General features: G+C 42.5%; 14 protein-coding genes and 2 pseudogenes. 7 read left to right on the top strand and 9 right to left on the bottom strand.

The annotated features are described in order from the left end of the window. Nucleotides 1-238: 238 nt before the first annotated feature. Nucleotides 239-892: a glycerol-3-phosphate 1-O-acyltransferase PlsY gene (gene plsY / locus CQ839_RS11355; RefSeq protein WP_181016178.1), complete on the bottom strand. Its 654-nt coding sequence runs from the start codon at nt 890-892 to the stop codon at nt 239-241. Nucleotides 893-1,017: 125 nt separating this feature from the next. Beyond that, nucleotides 1,018-1,224 carry a hypothetical protein gene (locus CQ839_RS11350; protein WP_181016177.1) on the bottom strand — a complete coding sequence of 69 codons (207 nt, stop codon included), beginning with the start codon at nt 1,222-1,224 and terminating at the stop codon, nt 1,018-1,020. Nucleotides 1,225-1,516: 292 nt separating this feature from the next. Between CQ839_RS11350 and CQ839_RS11345 the strand changes: the two genes are divergently transcribed. The 3 genes and pseudogenes from CQ839_RS11345 (at nt 1,517) to tnpA (ending at nt 4,881) form a co-directional block, all read left to right on the top strand. Beyond that, entirely contained in the window at nt 1,517-3,199 is a 1,683-nt protein-coding gene (locus tag CQ839_RS11345; protein ID WP_103668390.1) for a DUF6930 domain-containing protein, read from the top strand. Nucleotides 3,200-3,305: 106 nt separating this feature from the next. Next, the gene (locus CQ839_RS11340; protein ID WP_103668389.1) at nt 3,306-4,361 is read left to right on the top strand and encodes a thiamine phosphate synthase; all 1,056 of its coding nucleotides are present in this window, start codon (nt 3,306-3,308) and stop codon (nt 4,359-4,361) included. An 85-nt stretch (nt 4,362-4,446) separates the two neighbouring features. Beyond that, nucleotides 4,447-4,881, top strand: a pseudogene (tnpA, locus tag CQ839_RS11335) (IS200/IS605 family transposase). Nucleotides 4,882-4,925: 44 nt separating this feature from the next. Here the strand turns inward: tnpA and CQ839_RS11330 are convergent. From CQ839_RS11330 to CQ839_RS11315, 4 genes are all read right to left on the bottom strand, one after another. Next, entirely contained in the window at nt 4,926-5,756 is an 831-nt protein-coding gene (locus CQ839_RS11330) for a response regulator (protein WP_103668388.1), read from the bottom strand. A gap of 32 nt (nt 5,757-5,788) precedes the next feature. Further along, nucleotides 5,789-8,284: an MASE1 domain-containing protein gene (locus CQ839_RS11325; protein WP_258040700.1), complete on the bottom strand. Its 2,496-nt coding sequence runs from the start codon at nt 8,282-8,284 to the stop codon at nt 5,789-5,791. 704 nt (nt 8,285-8,988) lie between these two features. Further along, nucleotides 8,989-10,935 carry an ABC-F family ATP-binding cassette domain-containing protein gene (locus CQ839_RS11320; RefSeq protein ID WP_103668386.1) on the bottom strand — a complete coding sequence of 649 codons (1,947 nt, stop codon included), beginning with the start codon at nt 10,933-10,935 and terminating at the stop codon, nt 8,989-8,991. A 152-nt stretch (nt 10,936-11,087) separates the two neighbouring features. Beyond that, nucleotides 11,088-11,603, bottom strand: coding sequence for a hypothetical protein (locus tag CQ839_RS11315; protein WP_146048728.1), 516 nt, complete (start codon nt 11,601-11,603; stop codon nt 11,088-11,090). A 93-nt stretch (nt 11,604-11,696) separates the two neighbouring features. Here CQ839_RS11315 and CQ839_RS11310 point away from each other — a divergent pair, with 93 nt between their 5' ends. After that, the gene (locus tag CQ839_RS11310) at nt 11,697-12,716 is read left to right on the top strand and encodes a glycosyltransferase (protein WP_103668384.1); all 1,020 of its coding nucleotides are present in this window, start codon (nt 11,697-11,699) and stop codon (nt 12,714-12,716) included. Between the two features lie 112 nt (nt 12,717-12,828). On the opposite strand, the pseudogene CQ839_RS11305 reads toward CQ839_RS11310, so the two are convergent. Then, a pseudogene (locus CQ839_RS11305) lies at nt 12,829-13,629 on the bottom strand (thiazole synthase); the annotation flags it as partial. Nucleotides 13,630-13,897: 268 nt separating this feature from the next. Here CQ839_RS11305 and CQ839_RS11300 point away from each other — a divergent pair. Beyond that, a complete protein-coding gene (locus tag CQ839_RS11300) occupies nt 13,898-14,845 on the top strand; it encodes a F0F1 ATP synthase subunit gamma (protein ID WP_103668383.1) in 948 nt (315 codons plus the stop codon). Nucleotides 14,846-14,890: 45 nt separating this feature from the next. Here the strand turns inward: CQ839_RS11300 and CQ839_RS11295 are convergent, their stop codons facing one another. Next, a complete protein-coding gene (locus tag CQ839_RS11295; protein WP_103668382.1) occupies nt 14,891-16,003 on the bottom strand; it encodes a quinone-dependent dihydroorotate dehydrogenase in 1,113 nt (370 codons plus the stop codon). A 176-nt stretch (nt 16,004-16,179) separates the two neighbouring features. Here CQ839_RS11295 and CQ839_RS11290 point away from each other — a divergent pair, with 176 nt between their 5' ends. Both CQ839_RS11290 and CQ839_RS11285 read left to right on the top strand, forming a co-directional pair. Next, nucleotides 16,180-16,407 carry a gas vesicle protein GvpG gene (locus tag CQ839_RS11290; RefSeq protein ID WP_103668381.1) on the top strand — a complete coding sequence of 76 codons (228 nt, stop codon included), beginning with the start codon at nt 16,180-16,182 and terminating at the stop codon, nt 16,405-16,407. Nucleotides 16,408-16,659: 252 nt separating this feature from the next. Continuing rightward, the gene (locus CQ839_RS11285) at nt 16,660-17,391 is read left to right on the top strand and encodes a pentapeptide repeat-containing protein (protein WP_103668380.1); all 732 of its coding nucleotides are present in this window, start codon (nt 16,660-16,662) and stop codon (nt 17,389-17,391) included. A gap of 32 nt (nt 17,392-17,423) precedes the next feature. On the opposite strand, the gene CQ839_RS11280 is transcribed toward CQ839_RS11285, so the two are convergent. After that, complete coding sequence (locus CQ839_RS11280; protein ID WP_103668379.1) at nt 17,424-18,038, bottom strand: precorrin-8X methylmutase; 615 nt, start codon at nt 18,036-18,038, stop codon at nt 17,424-17,426. Nucleotides 18,039-18,137 lie beyond the last annotated feature (99 nt).

Raw genomic sequence — 18,137 nt, 5'->3', positions numbered from 1 at the left:
TCGTTTCTGATATCTCCCTCCTGTTTCTATCCTTGCTTTTTTCCTATTCTAATTATTTTGCGCTTCTTTTTGGGAGCGGAATGTGGGTTACATTGCTATATAAAATGAGAATTGCTGAAATGAGAAGATTTGTTCAGTTAAACTTATACACTGTTTGCTTATTTGAGTTTTTGTACTAGATTGCTAATACAAAGAAGTAGCTAGTTAAAGTACTTTGCTCCGCCATTAGCTTCTTCTTTTAAGCTTTTGAGTCAGACTTAAAGCTGAACTCCGTGCCATTGAGAATGCGCTCGATATTTGAACGATGTAACCAAATTACAAAGATGCATCCCACGGTTACAAAACTTGAATAAAAAATATTCCCTTGCAATATCCACATCAAGACTGGGGCAGCAGCGGCAGCAGCAATAGAGCTAATCGAAACTGTGCGCCAAATTGCCATAGTTGCAAGCCAAACGCTAAAAGCCGCGATCGCGACAATCCAATTCAACATAAACAAAACCCCCACACCCGTCGCTACTGACTTACCACCCTTAAACCCTAACCAAACAGGGCGACTGTGACCAATTAGGGCAAGCATCCCAGCTCCGATCACGAACAGCGATAAATTATCGGTAATTGGCGATTGAGTATACCCAAAAGTTGAAGCCAAGAGTGTTTGCAGGTAATTTGCTGATTGCATCATGTAAATTGCGATCGCGCCCTTAGCAAAATCGGTCACAAATACACTGATTCCTGCAAACTTGCCGACATTGCGCCATACATTCGTTGCTCCTGTCGAGCCTGAGCCAAGTTCACGAATGTCAATACCCGCCATCCGCCCTACCAAATAACCCGTAGGGAAAGATCCTAAAAGATAGGCGATCGCAAGCAAGAGATAGGGAAACCACATAAGCCATATTTCATAAACAATAGGGGTAGCGCTCGCGCTATTCCTATTGTCTAATATTGTGGCAATCAAGAAAATAGAGGAAGTGCTTTGCACTTCCTCTATTTTCTTGATTATTAAGATTTTGTTTAGTCAATCGAAATAGATTGCGGCCCGTCATTTTTGCTGTTACTGCTATTAGACGCGACCGTGCTCGGTGTCGCTCCTTGCTTTTCTAGCCAACCCTTTAAAGGATCTTGTTGGAGATCGAGCTTAAGAAAGCCCGAAACGAGTCCACCAAAAAATGCAACGGGTTGCCCTAAGAACTCATTGAGAATCGGTTTTAGCTCGTCCATAAAAATGCAGAAATATAATTAGAGTTATTTTTTACAGCCTTTTGCAAGCAAAAGATATTCAAGGAAGTTTTTAAAAGTGTTGCAAAGCAACACTTTTAAAAACTTCCTTGTTATTTATTGTATCGCTAAAACCTAGAAAATCCAGATTGCTATATCTCTTCAGCCTAATTTCTAACTAACGATTGATACAATTTCTAATCAAATCTAGCAATTTCTAACCATATCGTAGTTAAATCGATCAATGCACTCTGATAAATTTCTTGAGGAGTGGCAAATCTAGAGAAAATTTTCGATGACTACGCTAAACCGATCTACTCTTCGTCGCCTTAAAAAACTCAAGCATTCATCTGCGGTTTGGGAAGGTGATCGTCGAGCTTTACCAGCTAAGATCCGCCAACCGCAAGAATCTTCCAACATTATTCCTCTTCATGGTCATGATGAAGAGTCTAAGCCCCATTGCATTTTGTGGGTAGATGGTTCGATGGGGATGGTGCGTTCTATGGACGTAGTTGAATCAGCTGTAGGACAAGAAGCCTTTGTCCGCGCTTTGTTGCAAGCGATCGAACATCCCCAAAGTCCTGCCCAGCCAACCTTGCCTCATAAAATTTTGGTGTGCGATCGCGAACTCCAGTTTTATTTGCGCGGTGTTTTACAGGATTTAGGAATATCTGTTGAATATGTTGAACGCCTGCCATTAATTGACGAGATCTTCTCGCATATTTTGGAAAGTTTTACAGCAAATCCGCCCGTTGTCCCAGAAAGGTTTGCGGCGGCTTTACATAAACAATCCGAGCAGCTATGGCGAAATACACCTTGGAATATACTTTGGGATCATCAGGTAATTTCAATCAAACTTGATCGTTGGGATCTCGACACTCTTTATGCGATCGTCATGGGCAAAATGGGGTTAGAGCAGGGTGTAATTTTTTATCGCTCTGAAGAGTCGTTGGTAAAATTTCGACAACGTATTGTCTCAGGCAGCTCTGAAGATGAGATCGAAGAGACTTTTTTACATCAAGACTGTCTGTTCAATCTTTTTGAAACGCCTGAGTTGGAAATGGAAGATGACTTTCCCCCATTTCCATTTCGGGGCAAGGTTAGGGCATTACCTACAGCAACTACACCGATGAAGCCAATCTATGGCGCTTTGCATCCCCTTGAAGGTGGTAGACCGTATCTCTATGAGGAAGAGGCGATCGCATTAACAGTTGCCCTAGAAGCCCTAAATAACTTTTGGGAACAATACCATAAGCGCTTGAACTCCAATTTTGGTAAACTCTCAGGCACTTACACGATTTATGCGCCCAGTCTCGATAGCGACGTTGAAGAGGCGATTAAGGTTGTCGTTAAAACCATGCCCGATCTAGCTAATGAGTTACATCAGTTAGTCGAAGAGGATGACGATGATGACGATTCACCACTAATCAATGAAGATCTTTGGCCAGATAATGCCCTGATCCATATGATGACGATCCCTTGGGAGCAGGTGGATTTTTTACGCAATGTTGATATTCACCATCAGTTTTCTGAGGCAATTTCAGCGATCGCACCTACCAAAAAAGGGGAAGGTCTCCCAGGGCTGATGATCCAGACTTCACGCCCCAAAGCACTGGAATTAATCGATCAAATCAATAGTTTTGATGGTATCCAGTCTTTATGTTTCAATCCCGCCGAAGATATCTTTGGTAATGCTTGTCAGCTTGGCTTAATGGTGATGGGAAATGATGATTTACATCTATTTGGTGAATTTGATAAATCCACTCTCAATGCTGAACACCACAAGCGCTGGAAACAACGAGCCAAAAATACCAAGGGCAATATCTGTGTAATTATTGCGATGGGGATTACTGGTGCATCGCGTGGCAATCCAGCACCGCATCATATTTTGGGCTACTACGAAATCAAGCTCATCGACGATAAAGAACTTGGCTTAGGCAAGTTACGCGCCGAACCTGCCTTTGACTTTGAATTTTGATCCCTAAAATGAATATATTAGAAGGAGCGTGCTTCGCTCGCCCCTTCTAATAAAAAACCATATTAAAAGGTGCGTGTGAAGCACGCACCTTTTAATATGGTTTTTTATGTCTCAACAAATCATCTATCGCATCCTTGATGCCAACCTCGATCGCGCCCGTGAAGCTTTACGAACCATCGAAGAATGGTGTCGTTTTGGTTTGGAAGAGGTGAACTTGTGCGATCGCTGCAAGCAAATGCGTCAAGAACTCGCGCAATGGCACAGGATAGAGTTTCGCCGTGCCCGTAATACTCCTGACGATCCTGCAACGGGTTTAAGTCATGCTAATGAAGTTAGTCGTGCGGATGTCCAAGCAGTCATCAGAGCAAATATGGGGCGCTTGCAAGAGGCGCTAAGGGTTTTAGAAGAATATGGCAAAGTCGTCGATCCCAATTTTGGAGAGGCGATGAAACAAATGCGCTATCGGGTCTATACCCTCGAAAGTCAATTACTCAAACATGAGGAGAATAATATTGGTGAAATTCGCCGCCAAAAGTTGCAAGCGGCAAGTTTATATTTGGTAACCATGCCTGTCGATAATATAGCGTCAGTTGTGGAGTCAGCTTTGCAAGGCGGTGTGCAGATCGTGCAGTATCGACAAAAAGATGGTGAAGATGGAACTCGCTATGCGATCGCCCAACAACTTTGCGAAATTTGCCATAAATACGATGCTTTATTTCTAGTCAACGATCGCGTTGATATTGCGATCGCAGTGGGAGCCGATGGTATCCATGTAGGGCAAACAGATTTGCCAGTTTCCGCAGTGCGCCAGATCTTAAATGCAAATGGTGGCGATGCATCGCAATACATCATTGGACAGTCAACCACTAATCCTCATGAACTAGAAATTGCGCTGAATAATCAAGTGGATTATGTGGGTGTTGGTCCAGTCCATGCGACACCCACAAAGCCGAACAAAGCTGCTTCTGGTCATGAATATGTCAATTATGCTGCTGAGAATATCAAAATCCCTTGGTTTGCGATCGGTGGACTTGATGAACATAATTTAGAAGAGGCGATCGCAGCAGGTGCTAAGCGTGTAGCCGTAGTTCGCGCCTTAATGCAAGCTGAACATCCTGATCTTGTAGCGAAACAAATGCGATCGCATTTGTTTCGCAAATAAAAAAGTTGCAGCGCGAAGCGCTGCAACTTTTTTATTTTAACAACGAGGGTAAATACCCCGCCGCTCTGCGGCGTAAGATAAAAGAATGAGTGAGTACATACACAAAAGTCATAACGTAACGATATTGCTATACCACCTAGTATTTCCAGCAAAGTATAGAAAAGCCGTATTCGATGAGCAAGTCGATGAAATTTAGCGGGAAGTGTGTTTAGACATAGAGAAACGATATGAGATTAAATTTGTAGAAATAGGTGTGGATAAAGATCATGTACATTTTTTAGTGCAGTCAGTACCAACGTATAGTGTGACCAAACTAGTAACGATGATAAAGAGTCTGACAGCAAGGGAAGTTTTTAAGAGATGTCCTCAAGTAAAACAAAAGTTATGGGGAGGAGAGTTTTGGAGTGATGGATATTTTGCAAGTACGGTAGGAAGGCAGGGAGATGAAGATATGATAGCTAGTTACGTAAAGAATCAAGGAAAGGAATATCTCAAGTTGCACAGAGGGATGAGCAACTGAGTCTTTTTTGAGTCTGATACCCCGTCCGCTCGCGGCGGGGTAGTTCATTCGAGCTTCTTTATATCAGAAATATCTCTGATCATAATTGTAAATCCATCGCCTAACTTGACGACTATGACCTGATACCAGCCCTTAGGCTCTAAAGAGTAGTATACTTCTTCATCTAGATTCTCCCCAGTCTCAACAACATTAACTATCCGATCAAATAGTTGGCGGTTAAACTTTTCTAGAAATCGCCGCAGCACTAATTTCCCAATTAAATCTTCACGGCAGCGATCGAACATTCTCGATATCATCGGATTCAAGACTAAGCAACGAAAATCTATAATGTTGCCTGTAATCGGATCGCGAACTGCCTGCATCGCCGCAATACCATCGGATACACTATTTAAAACGCTAGTGACTAAAGCCCTCGATTGATACAACATTTCTTCAGTTTCTTTGTGCCTAGCGATTTCGTCCTGCAATAACCGTTTCTGGCGCTGAATTGTCAATTGGTTTTCGAGACGGACCAATACCTCCTCGCTCTGAAAAGGTTTGCAAATATAATCAACGCCTCCAGACCAAAAAGCTTTTACTTTATCAAAGACATCATCTAAAGAGCTGATAAAAATTACAGGAATATCTCGTAAATCAATATCCTCTTTGAGAGCTTGGCAGACTTGATATCCATCCATCTCTGGCATCTTGATATCTAAAAGAATCAGATCTGGCCGTTTTACCTTCGCAGTTTTAAGAGCCATCCGTCCACTAGTTACACTTCGGACACTATATCCAAGCGTAACTAGTAAGTCACTTAATAGTTGTAAATTTTCTGGGAGATCATCTACTAAGAGAATATTCCCCGTTAGTTCTAATGAATGGTTATAGCTCATTAATGTTGCCAATGTAATCAGAGCGCAAAGCGCTATTCAATATGCTTTGAGAGTAACGGTTCGGTGAGATCAATTAATTTCTCAAATTGGTAATTACGCGCCAATTTAGTTAGCGATCGCACTAAGAAAGTTTCGTTTTCTGGAATTTGCCCAATTAAGTTTATAACAATATTTTTATCAGCTTCAAGGGATGATCTATATAATTGCATAATCCAGCTATCTGGCATAACTTTTAAGTTTTCGGAATTTAGCAATATTTCTGAAGGAAAATCGGCTTCATGCTTATGATGCTGAATATTTTCGTAAATATACTTTACGCCAAGATGTTTGGCAAGAGTATCAAAAATTATTTGTTCTCTAAATGGCTTACGGATGAAGTCGTCACACCCTACTGAAAGCACGATCGCTTTTTCTTCTTCTAATACACTGGCGGTTAGGGCAATCACGGCTGTAGCGTTGCCTTTAACCGTGGACTTAATGTATTTTGTCGCTTCATAGCCATCCATGACTGGCATTCGCATATCCATCCAGATTAAGTGTGGTTCCCACTGATCCCAGATTACGATCGCCTCTTGTCCATTGCTAGCTTCTTGGACTTCAAAACCCATAGGAGTTAGTAACTTGACTAATAATTGGCAATTCACAGGTTTATCATCAACGACAAGGATTTTGTAATTGGGTTGATCGGGAGCAATGGCTAAGGCTCGTCTTTTTTCAGTAGGGTCGCTCACTAATTCTTTACCTTGTTGGGCGTGAATCTGAAATTGGAAAGTTGAGCCTTTGCCAAGTTCGCTAGTGACTGAGATCTCACCACCCATCAACTGCACAAACCTACGGCTAATTGCTAAGCCTAAACCTGTACCTTCTTGCTTTTCGCGTCCAGCCTGAGCCTGAGAAAAAGATACGAATAATTCAGATAATTCTTCAGCTGCAATACCAACTCCTGTATCACTAACACTGAAATTGAGAATGAGTTTTGGATTTGATGGATCTTGAATATCTTTGGATTCGTTAATTGGCGTATTGACATTCGTTACATGAATCAAAACCGATCCATGTTTAGTGAATTTAAGCGCATTGCCAATCAAGTTGATTAGAACTTGACGCAATTTAATTTCATCAGTGTAAATACAATGCGGTACATTGGAATCGCACTCGAAGAAAAGATTTAGCCCCGCATTTATTGCGCGAAGATGAAACATATCTTCAATATCATCCAACAAATGCTTGAGATCGAAAGTTTGTAGATTTAAAGTAGTCTTGCCTGCTTCGATTTTTGACAAGTCAAGAATATTATTGATAAGAGTTAATAAGTAATCCCCACTTCGATTAATAATACTGGCACTTTCATAATGCTCAGTTGCTAAATTCTTCGCTCTCATCATCATCTGCGAAAATCCAAGCACTGCATTTAGTGGCGATCGCAGTTCATGACTCATGTTAGCAATGAAAGCACTTTTAGCTTGATTGGCGGATTCCGCTTTAGAGGCTAGTTCTAGCGCATTGGCTTCACTTTGACGCAGAGCACTAGTGCGCTCAAGCACCCTTTGCTCTAGATCGGCATTAGCTCTTTGTAAATTCAAGTTTGCTATACGGTTTTCTTCCACAATGGCAATAGTGATCATTGTCGTCAACGCGATCACGCCCATAAAGATTTGCAGTAATGACAGCGAATCTCCCTTGCCTATAGCTTTATAAAAAACTCCAAACTTAGATGCTGTTGCTATAGAGGCTGTCATGCTAACAATCATGATCAGCAAGGTAGTTATCTTTGCCCCAAAACGAAAAGCTGACCAGAGCAATGGCGGTAATAGCAAATATTCTATAGGTTGGCTTTCATAAAAAGAGAAATAGGCAACTAAGATTAAACTACTTATAGCAATAACTACTTCCCAATTCAGCCAAGATTTGATCTTATTGTCTCGATGCGATCGCAGCCATGTTAGGACTATAGACGCAAAAATCAATACCCCGATCGAATCGCCAATCCACCATGGCAAGAAATAATCTTTTAGGAAATCCCCCTCATATCGTTTAGTGAGAATATATATGCCAGTACCAGTAATGGTTTGGAAGATGGTTCCACTAAATAGGGAACAAAGAGAAAACACAACTACATGACGAACTTGATGGAAGGGGTAAGTTGTGCGCGTAAATCTTAAAATCAGTGAAACGGTGATCAATGTGCCAATGGTGGAGCCAATACTTGCTCCTAATGCTGGAATTAAAACTGTTAACCAGTTTTTATGAAGGTTAAAAAATAGGATGCCTAAAAAAACACCTAACCATCGTGAGCGTCCAAACGCCAAAAGTAACCCCACATTAAACCCTGCTCCTGGCCAGACAGGAGAAGGACCATAGAGTCTAGGGATAGTATTAGCAATTATCCAAGAGGATCCAAAATAGGCGATCGCGATGCCGATCACCTCAATCCAATAGCGAGGATTATTAAGTTCTATCCCCAAAAGAGGCAGCTTCCACCTTGAGCTATTAGGTGCTGTTTGGGTTGATGGGGGGTTATTAGTCAAGGCTATTTTTTGGGTGAAGCTATTTGTTTGTTCGCTCGTAAAGCTTGGGGAATCCTTAAAATGGCGTTGCTATTTTAAGGATTATTTTTATGCTCAAATACATTTTGCGAAAGCTATAACAAATATAGCGGATAGACACTTAGTGGCAAGTTTTATAAACACATAAAATCGAAACAAATACTGAATATTAAGTAAGATATTGCGATTTCGGATATGAGTGATGCATGAATTACATAATAATACCAAAACACAAAATAGCTACGCTATTTTGTGTTTTTAAAACCCATGATTGGTTTGAATTTCGATTCACAAAAGTGTGTCGATACTTTTGTGAATTGCTATAGCTATCGCCAAGTGTACTAGAACATAAAACCCAAGAATTGATTTGCGGCGCGAAGCGCCGCAAATCAATTCTTGGGTTTTAATTTGTCCTAAGACAAGTGACTGCAACTATAAACTACAGAGTTTTTTAAATGAGTTTGTCGCTGGCAGGCAATACCCACTGTCCCTACATCTATATTTTCAGGTAAGCGCAATCCCCCATAGTTGCCCTGCACAGTTAACAGCAAAAGATTCCACGTAATACCAAAACACAAAATGGCTACGCCATTTTGCGCTTTTAAAACCCTTACGGGGTTGTGTTTTTAATTCACAGAAGTGTTGTCACACTTTTGTGAATTGGCATAACATTAGTGATAGACAATCTATAAACGCTCGGCAAGTTCTAGCCAACGCTCAGTAGATTTATCGATCGCCACAGTTAATTCTGCTAAACGATCGGAAAGTTTCTGTAATTCCGTATGACCAGTAGGCGCATTGTGATAGAGCTTCTTCTCGGTCTGGGTCTTTTCTGCTTCCAGTTTGGGGATTTTTGCTTCTAGTTCCTCATACTCGCGTTTTTCTTTGTAAGAGAGTTGTGAAAGTTTTTTTGGTTCAGTTTGGGGTTTAGAAGTTGCAGTCACAGATTGTGTAACGTTACTTGATTTCTGGTCTTTACCAACTTTATTTGCTTGCAATTTTGCGCTATTAGATTCTTTCTCAGCTTCGTCTTTTTTATATTCTAAATAAATAGAATAATTCCCAGGATATAAGCGAACTTCACCTTCTGGCTCAAAAGAAAATACCATTTCGACCGTGCGATCAAGAAAATAGCGATCGTGGGATACGACAATTACACAGCCATTAAAGTCTTCAAGATATTCTTCTAATACAGCGAGAGTCTGCACATCGAGGTCATTAGTCGGTTCATCGAGGATCAAGACATTCGGAGCCGCCATCAAGACCTTAAGGAGAAATAAGCGCCGCTTTTCGCCGCCAGAAAGTTTATTGATCGGAGCATATTGCGTATTACCAGGGAAGAGGAACCGCTCTAACATTTGCGAAGCAGTAATGATGCTCCCATCCGATGTCTTGACTAGTTCAGAGACATCTTTGAGATAGTCAATCACGCGCTGATTACCATGTTCAGCCAGATCGTCAGAATGTTGATCGAAATAGCCGAAATGGATCGTCGTACCAATTTCTACAGTGCCTGCATCGGGCTGCAACTTGCCGATGATCATGTTCATCAGCGTGGATTTGCCTGCGCCATTGCTGCCAATAATGCCGATGCGATCTTCAGGCGTGAAGTTATAGGAAAAATCTTTGATCAGGGTGCGATCGCCATAGGATTTGCAAATGCGATCCAGTTCCACAACCTTTTTGCCAATGCGCCGCCCTGCGGTAGTGATATCGACCTTAGCATTGGCTTGTTTAAATTCCATTGCTTGCAAATCATGAGCGCGATCGATACGAGCTTTTTGTTTGGTACTACGAGCCTTTGGCCCTTTTTTTAGCCATTCCAATTCCCGCCGCAATAGTCCCGCATGTTTGCGTTGTGTACTCTGTGCCGAGTCTTCCGCTTCAGCTTTTTTCTCTAAATAATAGGAATAGTTGCCTGAATAGGAATACAGATCGCCGCGATCAATTTCAATAATGCGATTGGTAACACGATCTAGAAAATAGCGATCGTGAGTAATCAGCAATAATGCGCCACGATAGCGATTGAGATAGCTCTGTAACCATTCCACCGAGAGCGCGTCAAGATGGTTAGTCGGCTCATCCATCAGAAGAACGTCAGGAGCAGAGAGTAATGCTGAGGCGATCGCAATCCGTTTGCGATATCCACCCGAAAGACTGCCAATTTTCGCTTCGAGATCGTCAATTCCTAATTTAGTCAAGACAATTTTGGCATTGGTCTCCAAATCCCAAGCACCAGTCTGATCCATTCGTTCTGATACTCGTGATAACTGCTCTAGCAAGCGATCTTGATCCCCATGTCCATGAGTTAGCTTATCGGAAATTTCTTCGTATTCCTTGACTAGAGCCATCTGTTCGCCACTATCGGCAAATACTTGTTCTAAGACCGTATTTTCTTCGTTTAAATCAGGTTGCTGCGGTAAATAGATAATTTTGGCGCTGGAATTTACCCAAAGCTCGCCGCCATCGCTATGCTCTAACCCTGCAATCATTTTGAGTAATGTGGATTTTCCTGACCCATTTGTGCCGATTAAACCCACTTTGTCGCCTTCATCAAGGCTAAAGCTAGCATCCTTGAGGATTTCCTTGATGCCAAAATCTTTGCGGAGCGATCGCAGTGTAAAAAGTGCCATGCCTGATCTATTTATGAGCTGAGAATTGAACTTAAGTCGCTAGGCAAAATTAAATATAAAACCCCAAAATCTTTACCGCCCGTGTAGTGGGCGGTAAAGATTTTGGTTTTGAGTTTTTAATTTTGTTGAGTTACTTATAGTTTAGTTTAGCTTTATTTTCTGCGACCCCAGAAAAGCATCAATAAAACACACCCTGTCAGCAATCCGTAAATCGCGCCAACAACAAGTGTTAAAAAATATCCCAGTTTGGTGATCAACAAACTACCCACCATTACACCCACATACCAGCTCGCCGTAGTCCCCACAATCCACCAGCCTGATTGTTTAAAATACTGTTTAATTAGCATCCATTGCACAAATCCAGTTGAAAATCCCCGTAAACAAGCATATATCATCAATAAATCAACTGCATCGCCATAGGTGACAGCCAACTGAAAGCTTGCCCAAGAACTTAGCGAGCCGCCCACAGCACCACCCACTAAAGTTGTCCACAACCATCCAACACCCCGAATATATTGCCTGATCACTAACCACTGGGATACTGCGATCGCGAGGCTCATCACTGCAAAACTTAAAAACACCCCAAAATCACCAGTTATGAAGTCTGTGACAGAGGCGCTAATTTTGCCACCCCCCGCGTAACTCAGTGATGTGGCTATAATCCACAAGGGCAGAAAGCTCCAGTGAAGTTTTTTGATGGTTATCTCTTTTAACCTAAACTTGTTTAACAAGGATTTGAGCCTGATATTTGAGCTTGCTAAATGAGAAGACTATACTTTTTGCTGCCAGGAACTACAAATAAATTTGCTTGCGGCGGGTTGTGGGCAGAGCTAAAAACCTTGGAATTAGTCAAAAAAGTTTGTGCTGCGGAAGTCGTCACCTATCGCCAGCGCGAAAAAGAGCATCTTTGGCTGGATGATTTATTGGATTCAGATGATACGTTTCGAGCTTTAGATGATGCAATTTTTGTGATGAGCTGGGGATTTGATGTTGTTAAACTTGCGCCAAAGTTAAAGCGTTTGAATGCGATTTATCACGCCCATAGCGCAGGTTATGACTTTAATTTACCAGCGAGCGTGCCGATTATTACGGTTAGTCGAAATACTCTCGGCTATTGGGGACAGCGATCGCCACATTCGTTAATTTATTATTTGCCAAACGAGATCTCCAGTAAGTTTCAAAATCAAGAAAATAGTCATTGGAGCGATCGCGATATTGATGTGCTGGTGCAGGCACGAAAATCCTCAAGTTATTTGATGAACCAATTAATTCCTGCTTTGCAAAAGCAATGTCGAGTAGAAGTAATTGATCATTATGTTGAAGATCTGGAAGGATTATTTAATCGTGCGAAGGTTTATCTCTACGACTCAGCAGAATATTGGGCTGTGCAGAATGTAACCGAAGGATTCGGCTTGCAGCCAATGGAAGCTCTGGCTTGTGGCTGTCAAGTTTTTTCTAGTGTCAATCATGGCTTATCTGATTATTTAGATCCTGCTTTCAACTGTTACAAGATTGCAGGATACTCACTAGAGTTTGATATGCATCGCATTCTTAGGGTAATTCAAACCAATCAAAAATTGTCTTTATCGCCAACTGTATTAGATGAATATCGTGCTGAAAATATCCTGATGCGGCTACAGGTAATTCTTGAAGAGCTAAACGAATTTTTTGATCACAAGCAGTTATATCAAAGCAATATTCCCGAATTAGATTATTGGCAAGTGCTGAAACTGCGATCGCTAAGAATATGGACAAAGATACTTAAACGTTTGCAGCCATAACAATGTAAGTTTTGCAAAGCCCAAAAGATAAGTGGCGGTGCTTCGCACCGCCACTTATCTTTTGGGCTTTATGTTTTTCATAAAAAATAGGGTTGCTATGCAACCCTATTTTTTATGAAACTAGTCCTGTCATCGGTGAACTGGCACTCGCATATGCTTTTACAGGAATCCTTCCTGATAGATAGGCGGCGCGACCTGCTTCAGTTGCCATGCCCATCGCTCGTCCCATTGCTACTGGGTTATTCGCACAAGCGATCGCAGTATTGACCAATAAGGCTGATGCGCCCATTTCCATCGCCGCTGATGCTTCGCTCGGAACTCCGATACCAGCATCGACCACGACGGGAATCTGGGATTCTTCGATGATGATCGCGATATTTGCGGCATTGTTAATACCTTGCCCTGAACCAATTGGCGATCCGAGAGGCATTACGGTTACACAACCAATTTCTTCGAGAGTTTTTGCCAAGCGGGGATCGGCGTTGATATAGGGTAAAACTGCAAAACCTTCTTTAACTAACTGTTCCGCAGCTTTACAAGTACCAAGGGGATCGGGGAGTAAATATTTGAGATCAGGGATTACTTCAAGCTTGACAAAATTATTATCTTCCTGACCCAAAATCTTTGCCATCTCGCGCCCCAGTCGTGCCACACGCACAGCCTCCTCCGCAGTCTGACAGCCAGCAGTATTCGGCAAAAGCCAATATTTGCTCCAATCGATAGCTTCAGCAAGTCCTTCGTGGCCTGCCGCATTAGTTTGCACACGGCGCACCGCCACAGTCACAATCTCGCAGCCACTGGCAATGATCGCCTGACGCATTACCTCGAAGTTGGCATATTTTCCTGAGCCAGTCATTAAGCGAGATCGGAACTTACGCCCTGCAATTTCGAGCAGATCATCTGATGGTTCAGTAATATCAGGGTTTAAGCTATTTATCGTGAAAATTGGGTTAAAAGAAGGTGAAGAGGCGATCATATCAAGGGATTAAAAGGTTATTGGCAAATTTTTGGTAATAAATCTGCTGACGCAGATTTATTACCATGCTAATCAATTTCAAGGATATACATTAGTTTGCGGTTTGAAGGCGCAATTTTTTATTAAGATACTTAGGATACTTAAGTGTCTTCTGTGATATTCCAAATTTTCCATAGTATTCAATAGCAAGTAGCAATTTAGTTTCATGGCTAACCTCAAATCCATCCGCGATCGCATCGGCACTGTTAAGAATACTCGCAAGATAACTGAAGCAATGCGTCTCGTCGCAGCCGCAAAGGTCAGACGCGCTCAGCAGCAAGTTTTGTCAACTCGTCCTTTTGCCGATCGCCTCGCTCAAGTCCTATATCGTCTCCAGCAACGCATCTCCTTTGAGGATGTCAGTCTGCCTTTACTCGAAAAACGTCCTGTTAAAACCGTTGGTCTTCTGGTGATTTCAGGCGATCGCGGCCTTTGTGGTGGCTATAACTCAACCATTATTCGCCGCGCTGAAGCCCGTGCTAAAGAGCTAAAAGCACAAGGTCTTAATTACACCTTTATTTTGGTCGGTCGTAAGGCGGCGCAATACTTTGCCCGTCGTGAGGAACCGATCGCCGCTAAGTTCGTTAGCTTAAACCAAATTCCTAATGCGGCCGAAGCTAATGCGATCGGTGATGAAATTACCTCAGCATTTTTGGGCGGTGTGATTGATCGCGTAGAGTTGATCTATACCCGTTTTGTATCCCTGATTAGCTCTCGTCCTGTTCTCCAAACTCTATTGCCCCTTGAGCCTCAAGGACTAGAGCCTCAAGACGATGAAATTTTCCGCCTAATTACTCGTGGTGGCAAATTCCAAGTCGAGCGCGAAAAAAGGGAAATTACCGTCAAGGAATTGCCGAAGGAATTGCTCTTTGAACAAAATCCTGAACAAATCCTTGATGCTTTGTTACCTCTGTATCTGAGCAATCAAATCCTGCGTGCTTTGCAAGAATCCGTAGCGAGCGAACTTGCCGCACGGATGACCGCAATGAACAATGCGACTGAAAATGCAGGCGACCTAATTAAGTCCCTGACTTTGCAGTACAACAAAGCCCGTCAAGCCGCGATTACTCAAGAAATTCTAGAAGTAGTTGGTGGCGCAGCCGCTCTAACTTAAACATAAAGAGGGCGGCGCTATGCGCCGCCCTCTTTATGTTTAAGTTTATTTGTGAGACAGCCCGATCGCTTGTTGAATATTATCTAAGCCATGCGCTTCTAGCTTGGCAACCAAACCTTGCAAGATCTTCTTGACGATCATTGGCCCCTCATAAATTAAGCCCGTATAAACCTGCACGATCGCTGCACCCGCCGTAATCTTTTGCCACGCATCTTCTGCCGTGAAAATGCCGCCCACACCGATGATTGGTAAACTTCCTTGCGTGGTTTGCCAGATTAGATTGATTACTTGTAAAGAGCGATCGCGTACAGGTTGACCACTAATTCCACCTGCTTCCTCGGTGACAGGTTTACCAGTAATAGACAAATGCGTAGTCGTTAAGTTTTGCCGTGAAATCGTCGTGTTTGTCGCGATAATTCCTGCTACGCCATAGGCTTGACTCGCTTTGACGACTTCCACAATGTCAGCATCATTTAAGTCTGGGGCAATTTTTACTAAAATCGGTTTGTTAGCTGTATTAATCGGATTTAATTCAGCGAGGATCGCGCATAGCTGATCAGTAGCTTGCAGATCGCGCAAATTGGGCGTATTCGGGGAACTGACATTGACTACGAAATAATCACCAAAATCGTACAGTGATCGCAAACTCTCGGCATAGTCTAGTTTTGCGTCGGCTATCTCCGTGATTTTGGATTTGCCAAGATTAATGCCAAGGGGAATACTCAGTTTATGGGTTTGCAAATAATTTTTGAGATCAGTCGCCGTTGCTGCTGCACCGCGATTATTGAACCCCATCCGATTTAAAACTGCGCGATCGCTGGGCAGTCGAAACAAACGTGGCTGTGGATTGCCAGACTGAGCATGGGCGGTAATTGTCCCCACTTCTGCAAATCCAAATCCCAGATGTTCCCATGCGCCAATCGCTTCCGCATTTTTATCAAAACCTGCTGCTAAGCCGACGGGATTCTCAAACTTGAGGTTCCAAAGGGTTTGTGATAGACGCGAATCGCTATAGTAAAAGGTGGACTTAGCGATCGCTTGTAGTGTTGGTGACTCACTAATGCGACGACAAGTAGCGATCGCGAAATGATGAGCAGCTTCAGGATCGAGTGAAAATAACAGGGGGCGCACCCCATATTGGTAGGCAACACTTAACATAGGTTTAGTTTATTAGGCTCTCTTACTAAGTAACGCAGCGTAATTAAATACAAAACCTCAAGATCTGTACCGCCTGCTAATCGGGCAGTACAGATCTTGATTTTGGGCTTTTAATTACGCTGCGCTACTTAAAGTACGACAGCCCGAAATCAGGAATTTAAGGAGTACATTTCCCAATGATATGGCAACTACTGACAGCACCCCTTGACGGATTAGTCTGGATCGCTGAACAAATCGAAGAAAGGGCAACTACTGAGTTAGAAAAAACTGAAAATCTTCAAAAAAGGCTCACTACTTTGCAACTAAAGTTTGATCTTGGTGATATTAGCGAGGAAGATTTTACAGCGCAAGAACAAGAGATTTTAGAAGCAATGGAAGCAGAAATGGATGAAAACAATGAATAAGATATAGTGCTGTGAGCTATATCTTATTCCCTTCCCAGTGAATAATAATTATTGGCGTGCAGCTTTGCCACAAGCCAATAATTATTCATTCTATAATACCAATTCACAAAAGTGTGACAACACTTCTGTGAATTAAAAACCAAACCCTGTAAGGGTTTTAAAAACAAAAGTGGCTGCGCCACTTTGTGTTTTGGTATAACACCTATTCTTCGGGCGGGAAAGGTTTATTTATTAAAAAATGGTGAAAACTTAATGGAAGTCAGTGAGCTAATCAATAGCTACTATGTGGGTCGTCGCAACTTTGCGGGAGTAAATCTCAGCAGAACTGATATGAATGGTATTGACCTCAGTCATGCCGACCTAAGTGGTGCAAATCTAAGTGAATCCAGTCTCTATGGTGCAAATTTAAGCAACGCCAAGCTAAATGGGGCAGACTTTAATGGTGCTAAGCTCTATCGAGCCAATCTCGTCAACGCCAATTTTAGTGGTGCTGATTTAGGAGAAGCTGATCTTAGCGAAGCTAATCTTAGTGATGCCAGACTTTATGGGGTGAATTTATATGGAGCAATTCTTAACAAAGCAAAATTGCCCCGAGCCAAACTTACAGGTGCAAATATGGGCAAAACAAAGTTAAATCGTGCCGATCTGAGTGAGGCGATTCTCAGGGATGCAAGATTATTTGGTGCGAGTCTCAATGAAGCCATGTTGCAACGGGCTGATCTCAGTCGGGCGAGTCTCAATGGTGCAAATCTGAACAAAGCGATGCTCTCTGAGGTTGATCTGACATTTGCAAGTTTGTATGGAGCAAGTCTCTGTGATGCTGATTTGAGTGAAGCTGACCTAACGAGTGCTAATCTCCAAGGCTCTGATCTTAGTCGCGTGAATTTCTATAAAGCGAACTTAAGTAAATCAAAAATGTCTGACACTGTTACTGATGGAATGATGACGCAAGAGGCAAATTTGTCAGGCATTATCTGGTCATAAGATCTAGACAAACACATTCATGTTTGTCTAGATTATTTATTGCCGTAGGCTTGCCATGCCAAACTGACCAGAGAATTGAATATGGCTGCCGCCGCGATCGCATTGCCTTTACGCCCATCGACGCGAATATGGGGAATTAACGAATCATTTAAGCGAGACTTGATAACATCAGTATCAATAAACCCAGCAGGAGTACCAATCACCAGCGCAGGCTTGACATCTTCCATCTCGATCAAATCCACCAAAGTTGCCAATGCTGTTTGAGACTCGCCGATCACAAAAATTGCTTCAGGATAACGTTTTGCTAGGGTCTCAATCCCCCAAGCCGCTTGCGTTTTACCTTTCTGGGGACGAGTGATTGCTTCTACACCGCAATAAATGGGATTCGCAAAAGTGTCGCAGATTTTCGGAAAGATTGCCGCTTGTACAGTTGGCACATCGACGATAATTGTGGTGCGCGTAGCGAGGGCAGTTGCTCCTGCTTGTAATGAGTGTTCAGAGAACCTGACAAGGTTTTTATACTCAAAATCTGCGGTTGCATAAATTACTTGGCGCACAATTTCATATTCGGCTGGTGAAAGTGAGTGTTCACCAATCTCGTTGTCGATTATTGCTAGGCTTTGTGCGTCCGTAATATGCCATTCCATAAAATTATGCGATTACCGTAGTTTAGTCATATAGCATTCAGCTATGACCGTACCATATTTTCGAGAACGTCGCGATTTTTGCCCCCAATAGCAGCAATT

Origin of the sequence: Pseudanabaena sp. BC1403 (assembly GCF_002914585.1) — a bacterium.
GTDB lineage: Bacteria > Cyanobacteriota > Cyanobacteriia > Pseudanabaenales > Pseudanabaenaceae > Pseudanabaena.
The sequence above is the reverse complement of the archived record's forward strand: the minus strand, read 5'-3'. Positions and strand labels throughout refer to the sequence as shown.